Below are 18,735 nucleotides of genomic sequence, written 5' to 3'. Positions count from 1 at the left end.
GAAGCGGGCACAAGGTCAGTTATAGAGACAAGAAGTCTTTAAACTGTTGAAGAACACGTTCCGCAGTGTCCTTATCTTGCATTTCTGCAAAAATACGCAGTAGTGGCTCAGTACCAGAGAAGCGGGCGATGATCCAACCGCCATTCTTGAAGTACACTTTCGCACCATCTTCGTAGCTGACTTTTCCAATATCGAACTCAAACTCAGGCAGTTGTTTTTCAACATATATCTTGTTGAACAGGACTTCTTTTTGCGCTGGTTTGAATTTGCAATCACCTTCTGCCATGTACGCGTAGCCGTACTTACCGTAGATTTCATCTAACAACTCAGACAATTTCTTGCCTGTTACTGAAATCATTTCAACTAACAAGCTAGACGCGAAGACGCCATCTTTACCTTTGATGTGGCCACGAATGGTTAGGCCGCCAGAGCTTTCCCCACCAATCAGTGAGTCATCCGCTTCCATTTGAGAACTGATGTGCTTAAAGCCTACTGGTACCTCAAAGCATTTTTCACCGTGGTCTTCAGCAATTTTATCGAGAAGATGAGTCGTCGCGATGTTACGTACCACGGAACCTGTCCAACCTTTGTACTCCAATAAGTAATAATAAAGTAGAATCAGGACTTCATTCGGATGAATGAAGTTACCTTTTTCGTCAATAATACCAAGACGGTCCGCATCGCCATCGGTACCGATGCCAATATCGTAACCTTGCTCTTTTACTAGGTGCATCAAACGGTAGAGTGTTGCAGCACTTGGCGAAGGCATTAACCCACCGAAGTCTGGGTTTTTTCCATCGTTAATCACATCAACGTCACAGCGGCCGTTGATTAATACGGTTTGCAGCGCATTTTTTGCGACACCGAACATCGGGTCAATCAAAACGCGTAGGTTGGCTTTTTTGATCGACTCGATATCAATAAAGTTAATGATCGAATCTACGAATTCGTTCATCGGGTTGATAATTTGAATCAGCTTATCTTCAACCGCTTGTTCAAAATCGACACTTTTTACATCTTGTGCAGTGAGCGTATCGATTTGTGATTCGATTTTTTGGGTGATGATTTCATCTGCATCACGACCGCCTTCAATGAAGACTTTAATGCCGTTGTAATCGGCCGGGTTGTGCGATGCCGTAATACATGCCGAGTAAGCGCAGCCCATTTCCTTCGCTTTAAACATTACGATAGGCGTTGGAACAAACTTATCTATAAAGCTAACGACGATGCCGTTTGCTGCTAAAACTTCGGCAAACCAACGGCCAGCTTTGTCAGACAGAAAACGTCGGTCATAGCCAATGACAAAGCCGAGATCAGCAACAGATTCGTTATTCGTAATGTTTGCGACTGCTTGAGCCACCAAACGTACATTATCTTTGGTGAATTCTTCACCGATGAATGCGCGCCAGCCGCCTGTACCAAATTTGATCATGATTCGAACCTCAATAAGGGCGGCAAGGCGCCGCGCCTTAAAATTTTGCTAGCGAACCCAATGCACAAGCTAAAAAAGCAAAAGTGCATTGGGACGTTTTGAAGCGATTAACCTAGTGTTACGATCACTTCGTTGACGGAACCTTCCGCTTGAACTGGTACTGATGCGCCACTTACTGCTTCGCCGTTCAGAGTGATAGATTTCACGCCTTTGCTGACTGAGTCAGGGTTCACCACTTTGATGTTGTAAGTCGCGTCTAGCCACTGACGAGTGACTTCAAATCCAGGCCAGTTAGTTGGAATACATGGATCGATAGTTAGACCATCAAAACCAGTGCGCACACCAAGGATAAAGTTGGTCACTGCGAAGTAAGCCCAACCAGATGTGCCGGTTAGCCATGGGTGGTTTGCACGGCCGTGATCTTGGTGGTCTCGACCCATGATGAACTGAACGTACGAGTACGGTTCTGCTATACGTTTTTCGATGATGTCGTTTTGGTTGTATGGGTTGAGTGCATCGTAGAACTTCATCGCACGGTCACCACGACCTAATTTCGCTTCAGCTACCCAAGCCCATGGGTTTGGATGCGAGAAGATTGCACCGTTTTCTTTTACGCCTTGGTAGACGCGAGTGACGAAGCCGATATCATCGTTTGGCGTAGCGAATGATGGCGAGTTTAGGTGAAGGCCGTATTCAGAGAATAGATTTTCGTCGACTGCGTCCATCGCTTTTTCGCCGCGCTCTTGAGACACCGCACCAGACAGCACCGCAAGTGTGTTTGACTCAAGGTGTACACGACCTTCTTTTTGCTGCGCAGTACCGATCTTGTCGCCGTTTTTCGTTAGACCACGGATATACCAGCCGCCTTCTTCGTCCCAAAGGTGTGTTTCACACGCTTCGCGAACGTTTGCCGCCATCTCGGTGTATTTCTCAACGTCAGCGTCTTTGCCTAGGTATTTTGCAAGGTCGATAAACTCTTGTAGCGCCCAGAAGTGTAGGAAAGACACCATTGAAGACTCGCCGCCACCTAGGTTTAGACAGTCGTTCCAGTCGGCACGTAGACCTTTACAGATGCCCGTTTGACCCACGTATTCAGCTGAGAAGTCTAGCGCAGCTTTCATGTGGTCATAAACGCTTGCATCGCCGCCATCTGCGTAAGGGATCACTTCGTCGAAGAAGCTGTGCTCACCCGTTTCCATCACGTACTTACAGATGGTTGGAACTAGCCATAGATGGTCATCAGAACACGTGTCTTCAATACCGTGGATCTTGTCTTCATCAGATGGAGTAGGAACAACTGTTGGGGATTTCGATGGTTTAACATCCACTTTTTCTGGATCGAACCAGTCTGGATCGAATAGGTGTAGGCCGTAACCCGCTTTTACTTGGCCGCGTAGTAGGTCCACAATGCGCTTGCGTGTCATCGCTGGGTTTGCATGTGGTACGGAAATCGCGTCCTGCGCGGTGTCACGGTAACCAAGACCAGTACGCCCGCCGACCTCAATGAACGAAGCAAAGCGAGACCAAACTACACACGTTTCTGCTTGGTATAGCGTCCAAGCATTGATCATGGTGTCTAGGCCTTCGTTTGGCGATTTCACTTGGAACTTGCCACAACGCTCATCCCAGTGTGCTTTGATGCCAGCAAATGCATTGTCGACTTCTGCAAGGTCTTGGTACTTAGCACGCAAACGTTCACCGTTACCTTTACCGATACCCAGAATGTAAGCAAAGCGAACTTCTTCACCTGGTTGGATAGTAAATTGCTTGTGCAGAGAGCCACAGTGGTTGTAACACGTTTGTGCGGTGTTAAAACACTTACCTTGTTCTACTGCTAGTGGGTTTGCTTCGTCGCGGTATAGACCTAGGAAGCTATCACGTTGGCCGTCGTATGAATCTGGATCAAACGTTGATGCTAGGTAGTAGAAACCTTCGAAGTCGTTGGTGTTGTAGTACAGGTCGTATTCAATCACGCCTTCGTTGTATGACGTACCCGCAGAGTAGAGAGACATCTGATGGTTTTGGTTATCAGATTGAATGTGGCTGAATGAGAACTCAACAAATGAGAATGCGCTGATCGTACGCGGTTTGTCAGAGGTGTTCTTGATGACCACATCCCAAATTTCCGCGTCTTCGCCTTTTGGTACAAAGAGCGTTTTGGTTGCGCTAATGCCGCTGTATTCACATTTGAACTTAGAGTAAGACAAGCCGTGACGAACTTCGTAGTTTGCTTTGTCTAGGCTTTTCGCAACAGGTTGCCAAGAGATTGACCAGTAATCACCCGTCTCATCATCACGTAGGTAAACGTAGTGTCCTGGGCGATCGAATGTCGCGTTTGGACGGAATTTAGTAACACGGTTGTATTCTGGAGAGTTGTAGAACGAGTAGCCACCCGCGTTGTGCGAGATAACGGTACAGAATTTTTCTGTACCTAGGTAGTTGGTCCAAGGAGCAGGTACATCAGGGCGAGTAATGACGTATTCGCGATTCTCGTTATCGAAATAGCCGTATTTCATTTGTGTCTTTCCTTTTTACTAAGCTGCATCTGCAGCCAAAATTTAAAAACTCTTCAAGCGTGATGTTTCGACATCAGTTTTGTATTACTTCCACGGTTTACGGTAATTCACTCCCTGCAAATCAAGCAGAGGTAGATGGCCTTTCAAACGTGATAAATAGTCGGTCCAATCTCGGTGTTGTTTGTCTGTCCAGCATGCTTCTGCCATTGCGGTTAAGCGCGGGAAGACCATGTAGTCCATACGAGACTGGTTGTTGATGATTTCACACCACAATGCTGTTTGAATGCCCCAAATGCGTTTACGTATTGGATCGTCGGCTGGCACTTCAGAGAGTGGTTCATAGTTGTAAGCTTTTTCTAGCGGTAACGGGTTAGCCCAATCCACGCCCGGTTCCTCTGGTGCGTAATCTTGGGTCATATCTAGGTAGGTGGTTTGTGCAGGTTGTAGCACCACATCGAAACCTTGGCGCGCGCAGTTCAACGCCGCTTCTTCGCTTAACCACGAATAGATCACTGTGTCTTTGCTGACTTTGTCGCCATGCTGTGCTTCTTCCCAACCCAGCATGCGCTTGCCAAGTTTGCGCAGTTTGTCTTCGGCATGACGCAAGAAGTGCCCTTGCAACTCTTTGTAGTCGCTGTAACCTTGTTGCTCCATTAGAGCTTGGCACGCAGGGCTTTTTGACCAAACCCCGTTAGGTACTTCATCCGCACCGATATGAACATAAGGCGCAGGGAACAACGCGGAGACTTCTTCCAACACTTTATCGATAAACTCATAGCTCCCCGGCAGAGCTGGGTTAATGACGTTGTCGTTGTAATGCTGAATGCTGCGGTATTCGGTGGTGTCTTCTGCTTCTACCAATAGGTGTGGTAACGACTTGATGGCAGCTCGGCAGTGGCCTGGTACATCGATTTCAGGGATTACAGTGATGCCTCGTTTCGAAGCAAAGGCAACCACGTCTTTGATGTCTTCTTGAGTGTAAAAACCGCCGTAACGCTCAGCAAGGTGCGTGTACTGTGGCTCATTGGTTTCATCCAACCCACGCCATGCGCCAATATCGGTTAGTTGAGGCAATGATTTGATCTCAATTCGCCAACCTTCATCATCGGTAAGGTGCCAATGGAATGTATTGAACTTGTAGTGAGCCAACTGGTTGATCAAACGTTTGACTTGCTCAACGGAGTGAAAATGGCGTGCACAATCTAGCATCATTCCACGATAACGAAAACGTGGTCGGTCTTTGATTGAACAGCAAACCACTTCCATTGAGGCTGGTTGATCGCCAACTTTGATCAATTGCAATAACGTTGCACAAGCATGGGTAAAACCAGACGAAGAACCTGCTTCAATTTTGATCGACTCTTCTGCTACCTTCAGCTTGTAAGCGCCTTCATCCAAGGTTGGGTTGCCTTTGAAGATGATCTGACTGCCATTGTCTGATGCGAACTCAAATTGATGAATGCGCTTAAGCTCTTCAAGTAACCACTCTTTAGCTGCATTGGCTAGGTTTGAATAAACCGCAACGCCAGCTTGATGATTAAAGCTAAAGCAGTGATCGCTGACTTCTATATGGTTTGGTTTTGGCAATAAAGGCTGCGCATGCGTCAAGCTGGAAGGGATCTCACTACGTTCACGGTACGGTGAAGCCAATACGATCGGCGTAACATCGACTTGAGCTCGCTGAAGGTTGCCGTTGACTTCAAAGTTGACCAAGGCTTCATTGAGTCCATCAGAATAGTAACGGAATGGGTTCGAACCAATACTGAACTCGCAGTAAAAATGATGGTTAGCTGCCAGCACCAACCCTTCTGGTTTGAGGGTGCAGTAGCTGCCAATTTGCTTGAGTTGACCATTCGAAATACTATCCGGCAGAATGTAGCGATCAAAAGCAAAAATCAGGCTCCAATTGTGGAGATCTTGATCGCTTAAATTATGAAACGTCAGTCCAAAACGGCAGTTTTGCTTTTGCTCTGATAGGACGACGAGATCAACACGATATTCCATATCTACTCCTACGCCGCATTGAGCGAGTAAAGGTTGTGTTCAGGCTTACCTGCAAACATAATTGCGCCTTCAATCGCGTCAAACTGTGGTTCAACAACCCATTGCTGAACGGGTGGCGAAAGCCAACGTAAAATACGTTCAGCAATGCTGCCCATTAAACAAATACGCGTTGCGCCGCGCTTGTTTAATGCCACGAGAAACATTTCTATATCAGCTGCAGTTTGCTTCAGCATCTCAATTGCCAGTGCATCACCTTGTTCTGCATGTTGGAAAATTGCAGGAGAAAACTGCCCATAATCACGAGGAAGCGCTTGTTTAGACCAAGCCACCACGTTATCAACGTCATTTTCGAAATGTGCCATGACGTGTTGTGCTAGAGGCGTTTTCTCTCTGATGCCATCTTCTGCTAACAAAACTTGTTGAACTAGACGAAGCCCCATGACTGCGCCGCCACCTTGATCCGAAATCGGGAATTCACGACCACCGACAACGTGCTGATCCAATCCTTTAAGATAGATGCCACAAGAACCCGTTCCTGCGATCATGATTGCGCCATCTTCGCCATTGTGTGCACCAACGCACGCGCCGTAAGCATCAGTATTAAGAGTCATACTGGCAAACGGATGAGGAAGAGACATGAAGGCTTGCCAAGATGCCTTGTGCTCAGCACCTGCAAGGGCTAAGCCGACGTGCATCGATGCAAAATCTTGTTGTGTCAGGCCGCCTTGCTCGGTAGCCGAAGTGATGGATTCAAGAATCGAAGCCATTGCAATTTCAGCGCCTAGCATTATGTTGGCGCTGCCGCTTTTGGCCTCGCCAAGAAAATTACCTTGTGAATCTTTAATCCTGGCTCGACATGACGTGCCGCCACCATCGATACCAACAAAATACATCCCCATGATTATTGTTCCTTAATATTTTTAGAGGTTGCCAACTGAGAAATATGCTGAGCTTGACTCATTATCGCGAGTAAGTACCAAGCGCCATGCGGGATCCATTGTTCGCCCCAGCGCCAGTTTTGTAGCATGTCGTCTTTTTGTGCTGGTGGGTTAAATGCGATGTCTTCCTCGTCTTCAAAGCCGCCAGTGATTCCGTTACACACACCGCCTTTAGCGTTGAAGAAACCATATTGAGGAAGGTAATCTGGGTTGTTACGACCGTGGCCATCAAGCATGCACATGTCATATGGGTTTAAGCCTACAATCCAGTTCAATGCATCTTGAGCGAATACGGAAAGTTGTTGCTGTATTTCTTGCGATGCTATATGCGGTTGAGCAAGATATGCCATGGTCGCGAGTGATCCCAATCGAGCATTCTCGCCTTGCCACCAATAGCCGGATTCATTGTTGTGTGCGACAAAAAATGCATCGCGTTTTGACTCATTTACGCCTTTAACATACTGGCGAGGGTAACCGAATGGGTTGGTCACTTTATTCGATATTTTGATCTCAAACTCACACGCTCGGTTAACGATGCGTTTTACCGATTCTGTCTGTACGGAGTCGTCTTCAATTGATAGATATTCGCACAAGGCAATAACGGGTAGACCTGCTTCGGCAGCGTGAAAGTATGGACGACTGCCGTCTTCGTTTGCTGACCAGAAGTGTTGAATCTGCTCGTCGCTCATTTGGCGGGCAACTAAGCGTTGTGCCCACAAACGGCTCTCTTCCAAGTAGCGAGTTTCTTTGGTGGCTGTAAACAGTTCTACACTGGCTAGTAGCGCACAATATTCGTCGATAATGTTTTCTTCACCATCATTGAGGTACTGCGTATTGTGCTCTTTTAAGTGCCAGTAACCATTTTCAGCAGCATTGCGGTACTTTTGTTGATCGTATTCGCCGTGAACACCTAAACGCGACGCCGCGGCCAGCGCTGCGATGGCGACACCGCCACCTTGTCGAAAGCCTGCTTGGTAGTCATCAAATTTGTGACCAAGTTGCGTTTCGTAGGCACAGATTTCTCGTTGCGCAGTATCTTTGCTCCACTTATCAAAGACTGTCATGTAGAAGAAGCCTTTTTCGTTTTGCATCCGAACAAGGAAGTCTGCACCGAACAGGGCTTCTTCAATAAGACGTGTACGTGTGAAGGCTGCAATGTCTTCGCTTCCTTCAAGCACTGAAAGTCCTTTTAGGATGTTCCAAACCACCATTGGGGTTTGTTGAGGGTTCAAATAATTAGCGTATGAAAGATGACTTAAATACTTGCTAACGTCTCCAGATGCGTCGTACCACCCTCCGTGCACATCAACTATTTGGTTGGCGTTGAGCACTGGAACTTGTCGATCTTGTTGATCGAAAATCCCACCACAACGTTGTGATTTGAAGTAGTGGATCACATCCGACAAAGTTTGATCCAACAGAATATGTTCGCCAATGGTGAAAGAGGAAGAGCGCGTATCTTCCACTTGCAGGAAATAGTCGCCTGAATCTGTGAAAGATGAAAAGTCGATGAGGTAGAAATAGCCCTGATGCCAGTTCGCCACTTTACCTTGTTCTTCAACCGCAAAAGTTGCCACGGTTTGCTCGGTAGTGGCACAAATCAATTGAGCAGTGTAAGAAGACAAGTGTGGTTGTTCGGTCTGGACAATGGCTTTCTTTGAGCCCAGATGTTCATAACCAATGTGGTTAGTCAGTAGCAGCATTCAATGTCTCCGGGAAACGATAAAAACAGGAATGGGTCAGGCTGAACCTGACCCTCGTTATAATTAATCTTCAAATAAGTAACAGCGAACAAAGTGGTTCTCAGAAAGCTGAGTGACGTCCGGTAGTCGTTCGCGACATTTATCGGTTGCGTGTACGCAGCGTCCTGCAAATGGGCAGCCGACTGAATCTGGTGTCCAAAGTGGGATTTCCCCTTTGTTGCCTTTCAGCTTCTCGTGAATAGACTTCGATGGATCAGGCACAGCAGATACCAACAGTTGCGTATATGGGTGTTGAGGATCGTGAATGATTTCCTCAGTATCCCCCCATTCAACCATGTGACCTACGTACATAACCGCGAGATCTTCAGCAATGTAACGCGCCGTTGCGATGTCGTGAGTGATGTAAAGCAGAGACATTTGTTTCTCGAACTTCATCTCTTCCATCAAGTTAAGAACACCAGCACGAATTGACACGTCCAGCATTGATGTTGGCTCATCTGCCAATACCACTTCTGCACCTACAGCGATATTACGAGCTAGGTTTACACGTTGACGCTGGCCGCCAGATAGCTGGTGCGGGAACTTTTGCGCGGTTTCTTTTGGCGGAATCAGACCAACTTGTTCTAGTAGGTCATACACACGCTCTTCCAGTTCCTTTTTGTTGCCTGGTGCAATCTTTTTATGGATCAGCAACGGGCGAGCAATGTGGTGAAAGATATTGTGTGTAGGGTTTAGTGAGCCAAATGGGTCCTGCCATACCATTTGTACGCCTTCACGGTATGTCATCAAGTCATGCCGAGAGGTAATATCTTGGATATCACGACCTCTGTATTCGATCACACCCTCTGTAGGGGCGTACATTTTAGCTATCATTTTAGCGGTAGTAGATTTACCAGAGCCTGATTCACCTACTACTGACAAACCGCGGCTCTTGTACATCTTGAATGACACGTCGTTGATCGCGCGCATTTTTGACTGCTTGATTGAGTTACTATTTAAAGGGAAGTCCTTAACGACATGTTTACCCTCAATCAGCAGTTCGCCGAGTTGTTTGCTCATAATTCTCTCCAGTGTAATTTTGTTCTTAGCTAGCGTTATTTTTTGTTGTTAAACCTTAGCTTGAGCAATCGTGTCGCCGTATAAGTGGCAATTTGAAAAACGACCAGGTTCAATTTGACGCAGCTGAGTTGGTACTCGTGTACAAGCTTCGTGGACGCGGTCGCAGCGAGCTTGGAAGCGGCAGCCTTGAGGAATCTCTAATAGATTCAAAGGGTTGCCTGGAATGCCAGTTAATTTGGTTTTATGACCAGTTAGTGGAGGGAAAGAGCTACCCAAACCTTTGGTGTAAGGGTGGTAAGGACTTTCCAGAATTTGCTTAGAAGGGGCGACTTCAATCAACTCTCCGGAGTACATAATGCCGATTCGATCCGAGAACTCGACCATGAGTGACAAGTCGTGGGTAATGAAAAGGATCGAGAAGCCGAACTCTTCTTTTAGTGCATAGATCTTTTGTAAGATTTCACGCTGAACCACAACATCGAGTGCCGTCGTTGGCTCATCCATGATGATCATTTTTGGATTGAGAGCCAGAGCAATCGCAATGACTAAGCGCTGGCGCATACCACCAGAAAATTGGTGTGGGTAGTCATTCAAGCGGCTTGGATGAATATCAACGATTTCCAACAATCCTTCGGCGCGCTTTTTCGCTTGTTCACGTGTCATATTGGTGTGGCGCATGATGACATCGCAAAACTGCTCTTCCATCGTAAGCACCGGATTTAATGCGTTCATTGCACTTTGGAACACCATCGACATCTCGCTCCAGCGGAATGATTGCATACGTTCATCGCTGTACTTAATGATGTCTTCACCGTTGAAGATGACCTCACCACCAGTGATGAATGCTGGCGGCTTATGAAGACGCATAAGCGAGAAAGCAACTGTGGATTTACCACAGCCAGATTCACCTGCCAGGCCAAAGACTTCACCTGGCGCAATGTCAAAGCTAACGTTGTTACAGGCGCGGACATCGCCCGCATCTGTGATGTAATCTACGCATAGGTTACGGATAGAAATTAGTGGTGCAGTCATGATTATTTATCTCCGCTCCATAGTGCATTTTGTGGTGCCATTTCAGGCGCGCGCTCTTTCTTGTCTTTCTCTGCCAGTTTCTTCCAGCGTTTCATGCCTTTGTGAGAACGAAGCTGTGGGTTAGCAATTTCATCAACGGCAAAGTTAAGTAGAGCAAGACCAGTCACCAAAAGAGTTAAGGCGATACAAGGTGCTAATACTTCCCACCATGCGCCAATCAACATTGCTGATGAGGTTTGCACGTTGTAAAGCATGATGCCCCAACTGATGGTGTTGGCATCGCCTAGGCCCAAGAACGAGATTACAGCCTCAGTATTGATAGCGAGCATTACTGAGCCGATGAAGCTTGCACCGACAATCGGGATTAGGTTTGGTAAAATTTCAACGAAGATGATGCGGAATGAAGATTCGCCCAATACTTCAGCGGCTTTCACAAACTCTTTCTCGCGTAGAGCCATGGTTTGAGAACGGACAACACGTGCGCCCCACGCCCAAGAGGTACCAGCGATAATCAAGGCAATGGTGAGTGGACCTGCTTCGCCAATAAAGGCTGCCAGTACAAAGAGCAATGGGTATTGAGGGATTACCAGCATGATGTTCATCGCTGCACTTAATATGTCATCCACTTTGCCGCCGAAGTAACCTGCCGAGATACCAATGACCGTCGCTAGGAAACATACGATGATGCCAGCACCAAAGCCGACACCTAGCGATACGCGTGCACCGTAAGCCACTTGTGACCAAATATCACGACCCATACGTGAAGTTCCCAGAACGTGATCAGCCTTTTTCGACATAATCAGCGTACGACGATCATCTGCTAGATTTTTAGCTACCCAGCCATCAGGATTATTTTGTGCTTGTTTTACGACAAAGCTAGGGTATTCGTGTGGATTACCGGTTCGCTTGTCTGGCGCATGTTTCGTAAGTAAAGGAGCTGCGATCGCAACGAATACGAATACGGTAACAATACCAAGACCGATTCGAGCGAATGAGTTACCTAAAATAAGTTTGAATAGTTCTTTCATGATTATTTGCCTCCCGTACGTAGGCGAGGGTCTAGAATCATGTACAGCATGTCAGCCATTAAGTTGAAGCACAGCATGAACATCGTCATGATAATTAACTGACCTTGAAGTACTTGGTAGTCACGAGCGTGAATTGCGTTAAGTAGCACGGTGCCTAAACCTGGGTAGTTGAAAATCATCTCGATGATCAATTGACCACCAATGGCCATACCCAAAGACATAGATAGCGCGGTTACACTTGGAAGTAGCGCGTTACGTGCGGCGTAATTGAAGACGACACGGTTCTCGCTCAGCCCTTTGCCTTTCGCCATCGTGATGTAGTCTTCGGCGAGAAGGTTGATCATGTTGTTACGCATATTGACGAGGAAGCCGCCGATCTGAACGATGGTTGCACAGAATAGAGGCAGTACTGCGTGGTAACCCACGTTTTTGATGAACTCCCAGCTTGACCAATCAGGGATAGTACCTGGCGTGTAAGCATAGCCAGATGGGAACCATTTTAGACCAATCGCAAAGGTAAACAGCGCTAACATTGCGATAACCATCTGTGGGATAGCTTGAATGATCAATGTACCAGGCGTTACGAATGCATCGTACTTACTACCACGCTTCCATGCGGCAAAAATACCGAGTACAGAAGCGATTGAGAAAGAAAGTACAACCGCAGTACCAGCTAGGAAGAGAGACCAGCCAAATGCACTACCTAGTAAAGAGTTAACTGAAAGAGGGTAGAACTGGATTGATGTACCTAGCTCCCAACTTAGAATGTTTTTAATGTACGAAAAGTACTGAATGTAAATCGGCCCATCAACGAAACCGAGCAGTTCTTTCATTGCTGCGATTCGTTCTGGTGTCACCTGTACAGAAGCGTTAGCAAACATCATGGTAACTGGGTCACCAGGCATTGCTCGCGGAATAATAAAGTTTAACGTCGCTGCAACTAAGAGCGCGACAAGATAGAACGACAAACGTCTTAAAAAATAACCCATAACTCACACCTTACTCACCCAGATTTTTTCCCTGTTTCTGGTTTCAGGTCGCTCCTAGCGAAATTTAGAGCGAAAAATCCCCTGACGACGAGCGCCACATCTTGGTTTCGTTAACAAGGGATTTTTATAGGCGGCACACGGGATGTATGCCGCTTGAAATGAACTTCTACTTATTTAACTGGTTTTAGGTCCAGTACGTGAAGTAGACGCTCAGGGATACCAGCCCAAATGTTTGGACGGCCCTTAGGATTTTCTTCGTTCCACCAACCAGTGAAGCGAGTTGTGTTGTATTGATACATGTACGCGCCAGATAGCACAGGAATGGTTACTTGGTCCTGAGCAATGATCTTCTGGATACCATGAGCGATTTCTAGCTGTTCTTGCTTATCAGCGGTTTTGTAGAAGCTGTTAAGAAGACCGTCTAACTTATCGTTCTTGTAGAAGTGCATTGCAAAGCGAGGCATACCGTCACCAGACTGTAGCTTCGAGTTGTAGCCGCTGTCCCAGTACAAGTGTGGATCCGCACCGTGGAAGTAGTTGGTGTAAGCAACGTCGTATGTACCTTCTAGCATTGCTTGGTTGTATACCGAGAAATCTGGAGTACGAGCACGTGCTTTAATGCCTACTTCTGCTAGTTGCTCAACAGCTAGTTGTACAGTGTTGTTAAAGTCAGTCCAACCGTTTGGCGATTGAATGAGAAGCTCGAAAGACTTGCCAGATGGTGTATCTACAAAGCCATCTTTGTTTACATCTTTGAAGCCTGCTTTAGCAAGAAGCTTTTTCGCACCTTCGGCGTTGTATGTGTTGTAACCTTTGTACTTGTTGTGCGTCTCTTCGTCAGACCAAGCTTCGAATGCGTAGCCTAGACCTGAAGCGAAGTCATTTACTGTACCGCCACCGTAGAATGCAATGTCGATAATCGTTTGACGGTCTAGCGCCATAGAGAACGCACGACGGAAGTCAACGTTAGTAAGTGCTTCGTTTTTCGCCGCGTCTGGGTTTTTGAAGTTCACTACAAACGCTTGAGTACCCGCTGGTGGGTACCAGTAGTGGTGATTCGGACTTGCTGCAGCGTAAGTGCGGTCGATGTCTGGTACGAATGAAGACGTCCAGTCCATTTCGCCGTTAACGATTTTGCCCAAGAATTGGTCGTTGTTCGCGATTTGTGGCACTCGTAGACAGTCTACATCTAGGTTATCAGCATCCCAGTAATTCGGGTTCTCACACTGAATGTATAGTTGCGGTGTAAAAGTGTCGATTTCGGTAAATGGACCACTACCTACAGGATTTTCGTTTGTGAATGTTGCTGGATCTTTCACTTTGCTCCATACGTGCTTAGGTACAACTGGTACTTTCGCAATTTCGTAAGGAACGTTTGAGTTTGCTTCGCTTAGACGGAATTTAACTTTGTAGTCGTTAACTTTCTCTACGCCAGTAACCCAAGAGTTGATACCAGATTGGTCTAGCTCTGGCTTCTCTTTAACTAGGTTGAAAGAATAAACTACGTCATCAGCGGTAAACGCTTTGCCGTCAGACCATTTTACGCCCTTACGAATATCGAAGGTCACGCTCATTAGGTCATCAGCCATGGTAAAGTTTTCTGCTAGACGAAATACTGGCGTGTTACCGTGCATTTCGTTAAAAACAACGAGCGGCTCGTAAATAAAGTCGGTTGTTGTGTGCAGGTTAGTTGCACCCAAGAAAGGGTTAAAGTTACGAACGAAAGTTGTAAACTCTTTAGGGTGGATAGTCAGTTCACTGCGTTCAGCCGCAGTAGCTACCGATGCAAAACCTGTAGTAGCCGTTGCAATAATTGCTGTTGCTAGTGCTGTTTTTTTAATATTGGCAAGCATAGCTGTTCCTTACTATTTGCTTTCATTTCACTAAATGGAATTGAATGTCATCAATTGATAAACACTCTCCAAGACCTACCTCTTGTTTATGCATTACTCATTACAACATTGAGTTTCGCCAAGAGTGGCCTGTAGGCCTTAGGCAGGAGTAAGAAAACACCTTATCCATAAAATAATCAAACTCGATTCTCGTTAAAAACGTTAAAATATCGTCACTCTCCGTTATAAACGTTACTTTGGCTAATTTTGACTAGAGGTAGACCAAAAAATAAACGTTGATATGCGTCGCAGTTTATATCCTTGTTAATAGTGAGTGTTAGTGATTGCTAACTTATAATCTATTTAAAATAAAAGCCTTCTGATTCTCTTCCTGGTTCGGAGATCTCGCTCACATGCAGAAAATGTGTTAATTAATTAGCTAAAAATTAATCTGCCGTTCTGTTGTGATTGAGTTCGCAATCTCTGTCAATTGTTGGTTAAAAACCGTTTGTTATCTGAAAAATAGTCTCTTTTATCGACAGTTTTCTCTCATTTATTGCTCTTTTTTTATTGTGAAAATGAAGTGTTTTATTCGCTCGATTCAACCTGGTTTGGGTAGGTTATATCGATAGAAGCGTATGTTTGGAATGCCTACCATGGACAACTTTGTCCAGAGGCTTATTCGGCATTTTAATGTGGTAACGGTAGAGAGTCGCTGTATTGTTCGTCTTTAGAGAAAGAGAAGGCTTGGATAATAAAAAGCCCAGCGTATGCGCTGGGCTAGTTTTTTTGATAGGTATTAGCTGGTCAACAGTCGCTGTAGTTTATCTCGTTGAGCTTCGATGTACGCACGCTCAGGACTCTGTTCTTTACAGTGTTCAAGGATGAATTCTATCGAGCTCAACACCGTTCTCCAACGTGGCGTTTTCGGCAGAGTTTCTATACGCATGTATTTATCCAAAGTGCGTGTTTGCAGAGTGCTACGGTCAAGATAAACGCGCCATAAGCCACTTTGTTCGGCAAATGCGAATTTACTTTCACCAGTGACTGACTCCCAATACTCTAAGGCGTGTGTCATTGCGTCGACCAGAATTTCTCGCATTAGCTCTTGTTTGTCTTTTTTGTTACCAAGCGCTTTGTCTGCAAGGCGTGTAAACTCTCCACCGAGTTCTTTCAGCTTCTGCAACTGGTCTTTATCGCCATCAAAAGCATAACTTGAAAGCACTTCTACGGCAGTTTCTAGGTTGTGTATGCGAGCGGCATTGGCTCCTCCGCCAACATTAAAGATATACATGACATCTAAGCCTGAGCCTTCAGGTAGTTTAAGAATGTCTGCTTCGATGTTTTGACGAATATCTTCAATATAGATATCAATCTTGCCACAGTAATGAGGTTGTTTGACGGTCAGATACTTAGGTGCAATCAATTCATCGGCAGATGAACGTTTTAATTGTTCTAAGTTACGCTTGAATAGTTTGCAGGCAGCTTCATTAGCAAACCGGATACGTTTATCTTCACGTAAACAGATAATCGCTTCAGGAGCCGATTCCAGTTGTTCCAACAATCGCCCTTGAGTTTCTAATAAGCTTGCCTCTACAGCCGCTCGTTGGCGAAGTTCAGATTCAAGTATCTTATTCTCCATGTGGCGCATTTCAGCTTGGCTTGCCGTTAAGTGCGCTTGGATGCGCGCAGCTAGCTCTTGTTTATTGAATGGCTTAGATAAATAGTCGTTGGCTCCTGCTTCAAAGCCTCGTACACGATCTTCTGTTTGACTAAGCGCGGTTAGCATAATGATAGGTAGCTCGGCATGGTCATAAGTTTCACGTAATTCACTGCAGACTTGATAGCCGCTCATGCCTGGCATCATGATATCCAATAACAGGAGTTCCGGTTTTTCCTGCTCAACGAGTGCTAATGTTTCTGGTCCATCAGAGACGGTACGTACGCGATAGCCCTCTAAACGTAAGAAACTCTCAAGCACACGCAGGTTTACTGGCTCATCGTCAGCGACATACAGTAACGGGCCGTCTGGATTCTCTGGCAGTGATAAGTCTTCATTGTTCTCTACATCGATTTCAGGAATCTGGAAGTGTCCGTGCGCTGCAAGGGTTTGAGTTGTTTGGATCTCTTCTTCACTAGCAAGTGGTAACGTGAAACTGAAGGTGGTGCCGACCATAGGCTGGCTGCTGACGTATAACGAGCCACCCATCAACTCAATCAATTGACGGCTAATCGAAAGCCCGAGCCCCGCACCTTGACGATAGCGACTTGCGTCTTGTCCCGCTTGGATAAGTGGTTCGAAAATATGTTCAAGATGTTCTGCGGGAATACCTTGCCCAGTATCCACAACTTGCACACGAACATGATCATCAACCACATTGGCGGAGATAACGATTTTACCTTCAGAGGTGTACTTAATCGCATTACCGATCAGGTTATATAACACTTGTTCAAGGCGTTGAGGATCGGCAGACACCGCTTTCAAGTCCGCTGGTACTTGGTTGATGATACGGATGGTTTTATTTCCGAGTAAATGACTGGAAAGCTCTAGTACCAGTCGCGTTGCACTGGCTAAACTCACCGCTGACTTCTGGATATCCATGCTTCCGTAACGCATTTTATGATAATCCAATAAGTCATCAACAAGGTTTGCGAGACGTTGCCCACTTTTAATGATGATATCAAGCTGATATTTTTGGCTAGCAGGGATAGCACCGTTAGCGCCGGACGCTAAAGTCTCAGCGATTCCGACCATGCCGTGCAATGGTGTGCGGAGTTCATGAGAAGTGGTGGCTAAGAACTCATCTTTAAGTTTGTCGGCCAATTGCAGTTCATCATTTTGTTTTTGAATGATCTGGATGTTGCTCTCGAGCTCTTCATTTTGCTTCTTAATGGTTTGAATTTTCTCTCGAATAGAGCGTTGCATTCGTTCAAAACTCAGCGCAAGACGGCCAATTTCATCTTTGCGAACCGTATTAAAGGTGGTGTCATCAAGATCTCCGGCAGACACTTTTTCGGCAGCCCAAGTTAACTTCAGCAACGGAGAAGTAATAAAGTTTGATAAATAATGGGAAGCGATTACCACTAGAATGATGGCGATCAGCATGGCGATAACAAACAGTTTTTCGAGTTGATGAATACGAGCGAAAGCTTCGTTTTCTGGTAATTGCACGACGAGTGCCCAAATAACACCACGCGTCTCAATCGGTGCATAAGCAGCGATGATCTCTTCACCTAAACCGTTCGTGTAAGTGCCGACGCCAAATGCACCAGAGAGTGCTTTATCGATCACTTCTAAGCTGTTCTTAATGTCATCTTGCTTGGTGTTAATTGTGCGAGGTTGGTGATCATTTCCAACCAGTAAGGTGTTAATGGATGACTCTCGGTTGGCGTCTGCGGCTAACTTCGTGATGCCATTATTTGGTAAGCGGAACATAGCATAGCTGTGTAGGTAGCCTTGCTGAACAATTGGAGCACCTAACCAAGCGACTTGTTTACCACCTTCCAGTTCGAAATCAGACACAATCACAGGGGTGTAGTCTTCATTCACCTTACGGCGTTCAGTGACGTCATCAGCTAGACGCTTGAAGGTTTTGCCAAGTGCTGAGTCTTTGTAGGGGCCTGATAATAAGTTTGTTCCGTAGTTATCGTCTTTGTTGATCGAGTAGGTGACATTACCGTTGATATCGACCAGCAAAATATCATTAAAATCAGAGCGCTTGAGGAGCTCCAAGTAGGCCCAGTGGTAACGTTTATGTAAGAGTCGGTAACGTTCACTTCCGACATAGTTGGAAGACTCGGGTAACGTTGACGTTTTGATTTGATCTCCGCTGCCTTCAATGTAGCGCTGTTGGGCATTTTTACGAGATTCTTCAATGTCATTGCCTAAACGACTAAAAGCATTGACGAGACCGTAGAATCGACCACCACTGGCGTAAGCCAGTTCAGAGCGCACAAAGCCCATGACTTCGGTTTCCCGTGCCTCAAAGTAGTCGATAATTTGCTGTTGTTTTGTATCTCGAACAGACAACAAGTGTGAGGTGCTTTGTTCTTGCAGATCTTTACTGTGGGACTGTAGGAAAAAGATCGCAGTAATGGTAAGAGGTGTGATACTGAGCACCAGAAATGCGGTCATCAGTGTACTCTGAAGGCGCTTAAATTTCTGTTTTTTGTAGAATTTAAACATGGATAAGATTACAACT

Annotated in this window: 11 protein-coding genes; all 11 read right to left on the bottom strand. The window is 45.9% G+C overall.

The genetic code is table 11. The features are described from left to right. Window positions 1-19: 19 nt before the first annotated feature. The 11 genes from NB463_RS12280 to NB463_RS12230 all read right to left on the bottom strand — a co-directional run bounded on the left by NB463_RS12280 (window position 20) and on the right by NB463_RS12230 (window position 18,719). Window positions 20-1,432 (bottom strand): phosphoglucomutase/phosphomannomutase family protein, encoded by a 1,413-nt coding sequence (locus NB463_RS12280; protein WP_258432211.1) that lies wholly within the window; start codon window positions 1,430-1,432, stop codon window positions 20-22. 107 nt (window positions 1,433-1,539) lie between these two features. Further along, a complete protein-coding gene (locus tag NB463_RS12275) occupies window positions 1,540-3,948 on the bottom strand; it encodes a GH36-type glycosyl hydrolase domain-containing protein (RefSeq protein WP_258432210.1) in 2,409 nt (802 codons plus the stop codon). A gap of 84 nt (window positions 3,949-4,032) precedes the next feature. Beyond that, window positions 4,033-5,952 (bottom strand): beta-N-acetylhexosaminidase, encoded by a 1,920-nt coding sequence (locus NB463_RS12270; RefSeq protein WP_053809218.1) that lies wholly within the window; start codon window positions 5,950-5,952, stop codon window positions 4,033-4,035. A gap of 8 nt (window positions 5,953-5,960) precedes the next feature. Then, a complete protein-coding gene (locus NB463_RS12265) occupies window positions 5,961-6,851 on the bottom strand; it encodes an N-acetylglucosamine kinase (protein ID WP_053809219.1) in 891 nt (296 codons plus the stop codon). A gap of 2 nt (window positions 6,852-6,853) precedes the next feature. Next, complete coding sequence (locus NB463_RS12260) at window positions 6,854-8,593, bottom strand: glycoside hydrolase family 9 protein (protein ID WP_053809220.1); 1,740 nt, start codon at window positions 8,591-8,593, stop codon at window positions 6,854-6,856. Window positions 8,594-8,656: 63 nt separating this feature from the next. Beyond that, complete coding sequence (locus NB463_RS12255) at window positions 8,657-9,652, bottom strand: ABC transporter ATP-binding protein (RefSeq protein WP_104970922.1); 996 nt, start codon at window positions 9,650-9,652, stop codon at window positions 8,657-8,659. 48 nt (window positions 9,653-9,700) lie between these two features. Further along, window positions 9,701-10,684: an ABC transporter ATP-binding protein gene (locus tag NB463_RS12250; protein WP_053809222.1), complete on the bottom strand. Its 984-nt coding sequence runs from the start codon at window positions 10,682-10,684 to the stop codon at window positions 9,701-9,703. Between the two features lie 2 nt (window positions 10,685-10,686). Then, window positions 10,687-11,712, bottom strand: coding sequence for an ABC transporter permease (locus NB463_RS12245; protein ID WP_005394707.1), 1,026 nt, complete (start codon window positions 11,710-11,712; stop codon window positions 10,687-10,689). 2 nt (window positions 11,713-11,714) lie between these two features. Further along, on the bottom strand, window positions 11,715-12,701 hold the full coding sequence (locus NB463_RS12240) for an ABC transporter permease (RefSeq protein WP_005394705.1): 987 nt from the start codon (window positions 12,699-12,701) through the stop codon (window positions 11,715-11,717). A 170-nt stretch (window positions 12,702-12,871) separates the two neighbouring features. Then, on the bottom strand, window positions 12,872-14,554 hold the full coding sequence (locus NB463_RS12235; protein WP_005394703.1) for an ABC transporter substrate-binding protein: 1,683 nt from the start codon (window positions 14,552-14,554) through the stop codon (window positions 12,872-12,874). Between the two features lie 778 nt (window positions 14,555-15,332). Further along, window positions 15,333-18,719, bottom strand: coding sequence for a hybrid sensor histidine kinase/response regulator (locus NB463_RS12230; protein ID WP_048625952.1), 3,387 nt, complete (start codon window positions 18,717-18,719; stop codon window positions 15,333-15,335). Between the last annotated feature and the right edge of the window lie 16 nt (window positions 18,720-18,735).

Source organism: Vibrio sp. RM-41-2B, assembly GCF_024744415.1.
Classification (GTDB): domain Bacteria; phylum Pseudomonadota; class Gammaproteobacteria; order Enterobacterales; family Vibrionaceae; genus Vibrio; species Vibrio diabolicus.
The sequence above is the reverse complement of the archived record's forward strand: the minus strand, read 5'-3'. Positions and strand labels throughout refer to the sequence as shown.

Excerpts from the sequence above, each read along its gene's own strand:
- NB463_RS12280 (WP_258432211.1), bottom strand. The coding sequence starts at position 1,432 with ATGATCAAATTTGGTACAGGCGGCTGGCGCGCATTCATCGGTGAAGAA.
- NB463_RS12275 (WP_258432210.1), bottom strand. The coding sequence starts at position 3,948 with ATGAAATACGGCTATTTCGATAACGAGAATCGCGAATACGTCATTACT.
- NB463_RS12270 (WP_053809218.1), bottom strand. The coding sequence starts at position 5,952 with ATGGAATATCGTGTTGATCTCGTCGTCCTATCAGAGCAAAAGCAAAAC.
- NB463_RS12265 (WP_053809219.1), bottom strand. The coding sequence starts at position 6,851 with ATGGGGATGTATTTTGTTGGTATCGATGGTGGCGGCACGTCATGTCGA.
- NB463_RS12260 (WP_053809220.1), bottom strand. The coding sequence starts at position 8,593 with ATGCTGCTACTGACTAACCACATTGGTTATGAACATCTGGGCTCAAAG.
- NB463_RS12255 (WP_104970922.1), bottom strand. The coding sequence starts at position 9,652 with ATGAGCAAACAACTCGGCGAACTGCTGATTGAGGGTAAACATGTCGTT.
- NB463_RS12250 (WP_053809222.1), bottom strand. The coding sequence starts at position 10,684 with ATGACTGCACCACTAATTTCTATCCGTAACCTATGCGTAGATTACATC.
- NB463_RS12245 (WP_005394707.1), bottom strand. The coding sequence starts at position 11,712 with ATGAAAGAACTATTCAAACTTATTTTAGGTAACTCATTCGCTCGAATC.
- NB463_RS12240 (WP_005394705.1), bottom strand. The coding sequence starts at position 12,701 with ATGGGTTATTTTTTAAGACGTTTGTCGTTCTATCTTGTCGCGCTCTTA.
- NB463_RS12235 (WP_005394703.1), bottom strand. The coding sequence starts at position 14,554 with ATGCTTGCCAATATTAAAAAAACAGCACTAGCAACAGCAATTATTGCA.
- NB463_RS12230 (WP_048625952.1), bottom strand. The coding sequence starts at position 18,719 with ATGTTTAAATTCTACAAAAAACAGAAATTTAAGCGCCTTCAGAGTACA.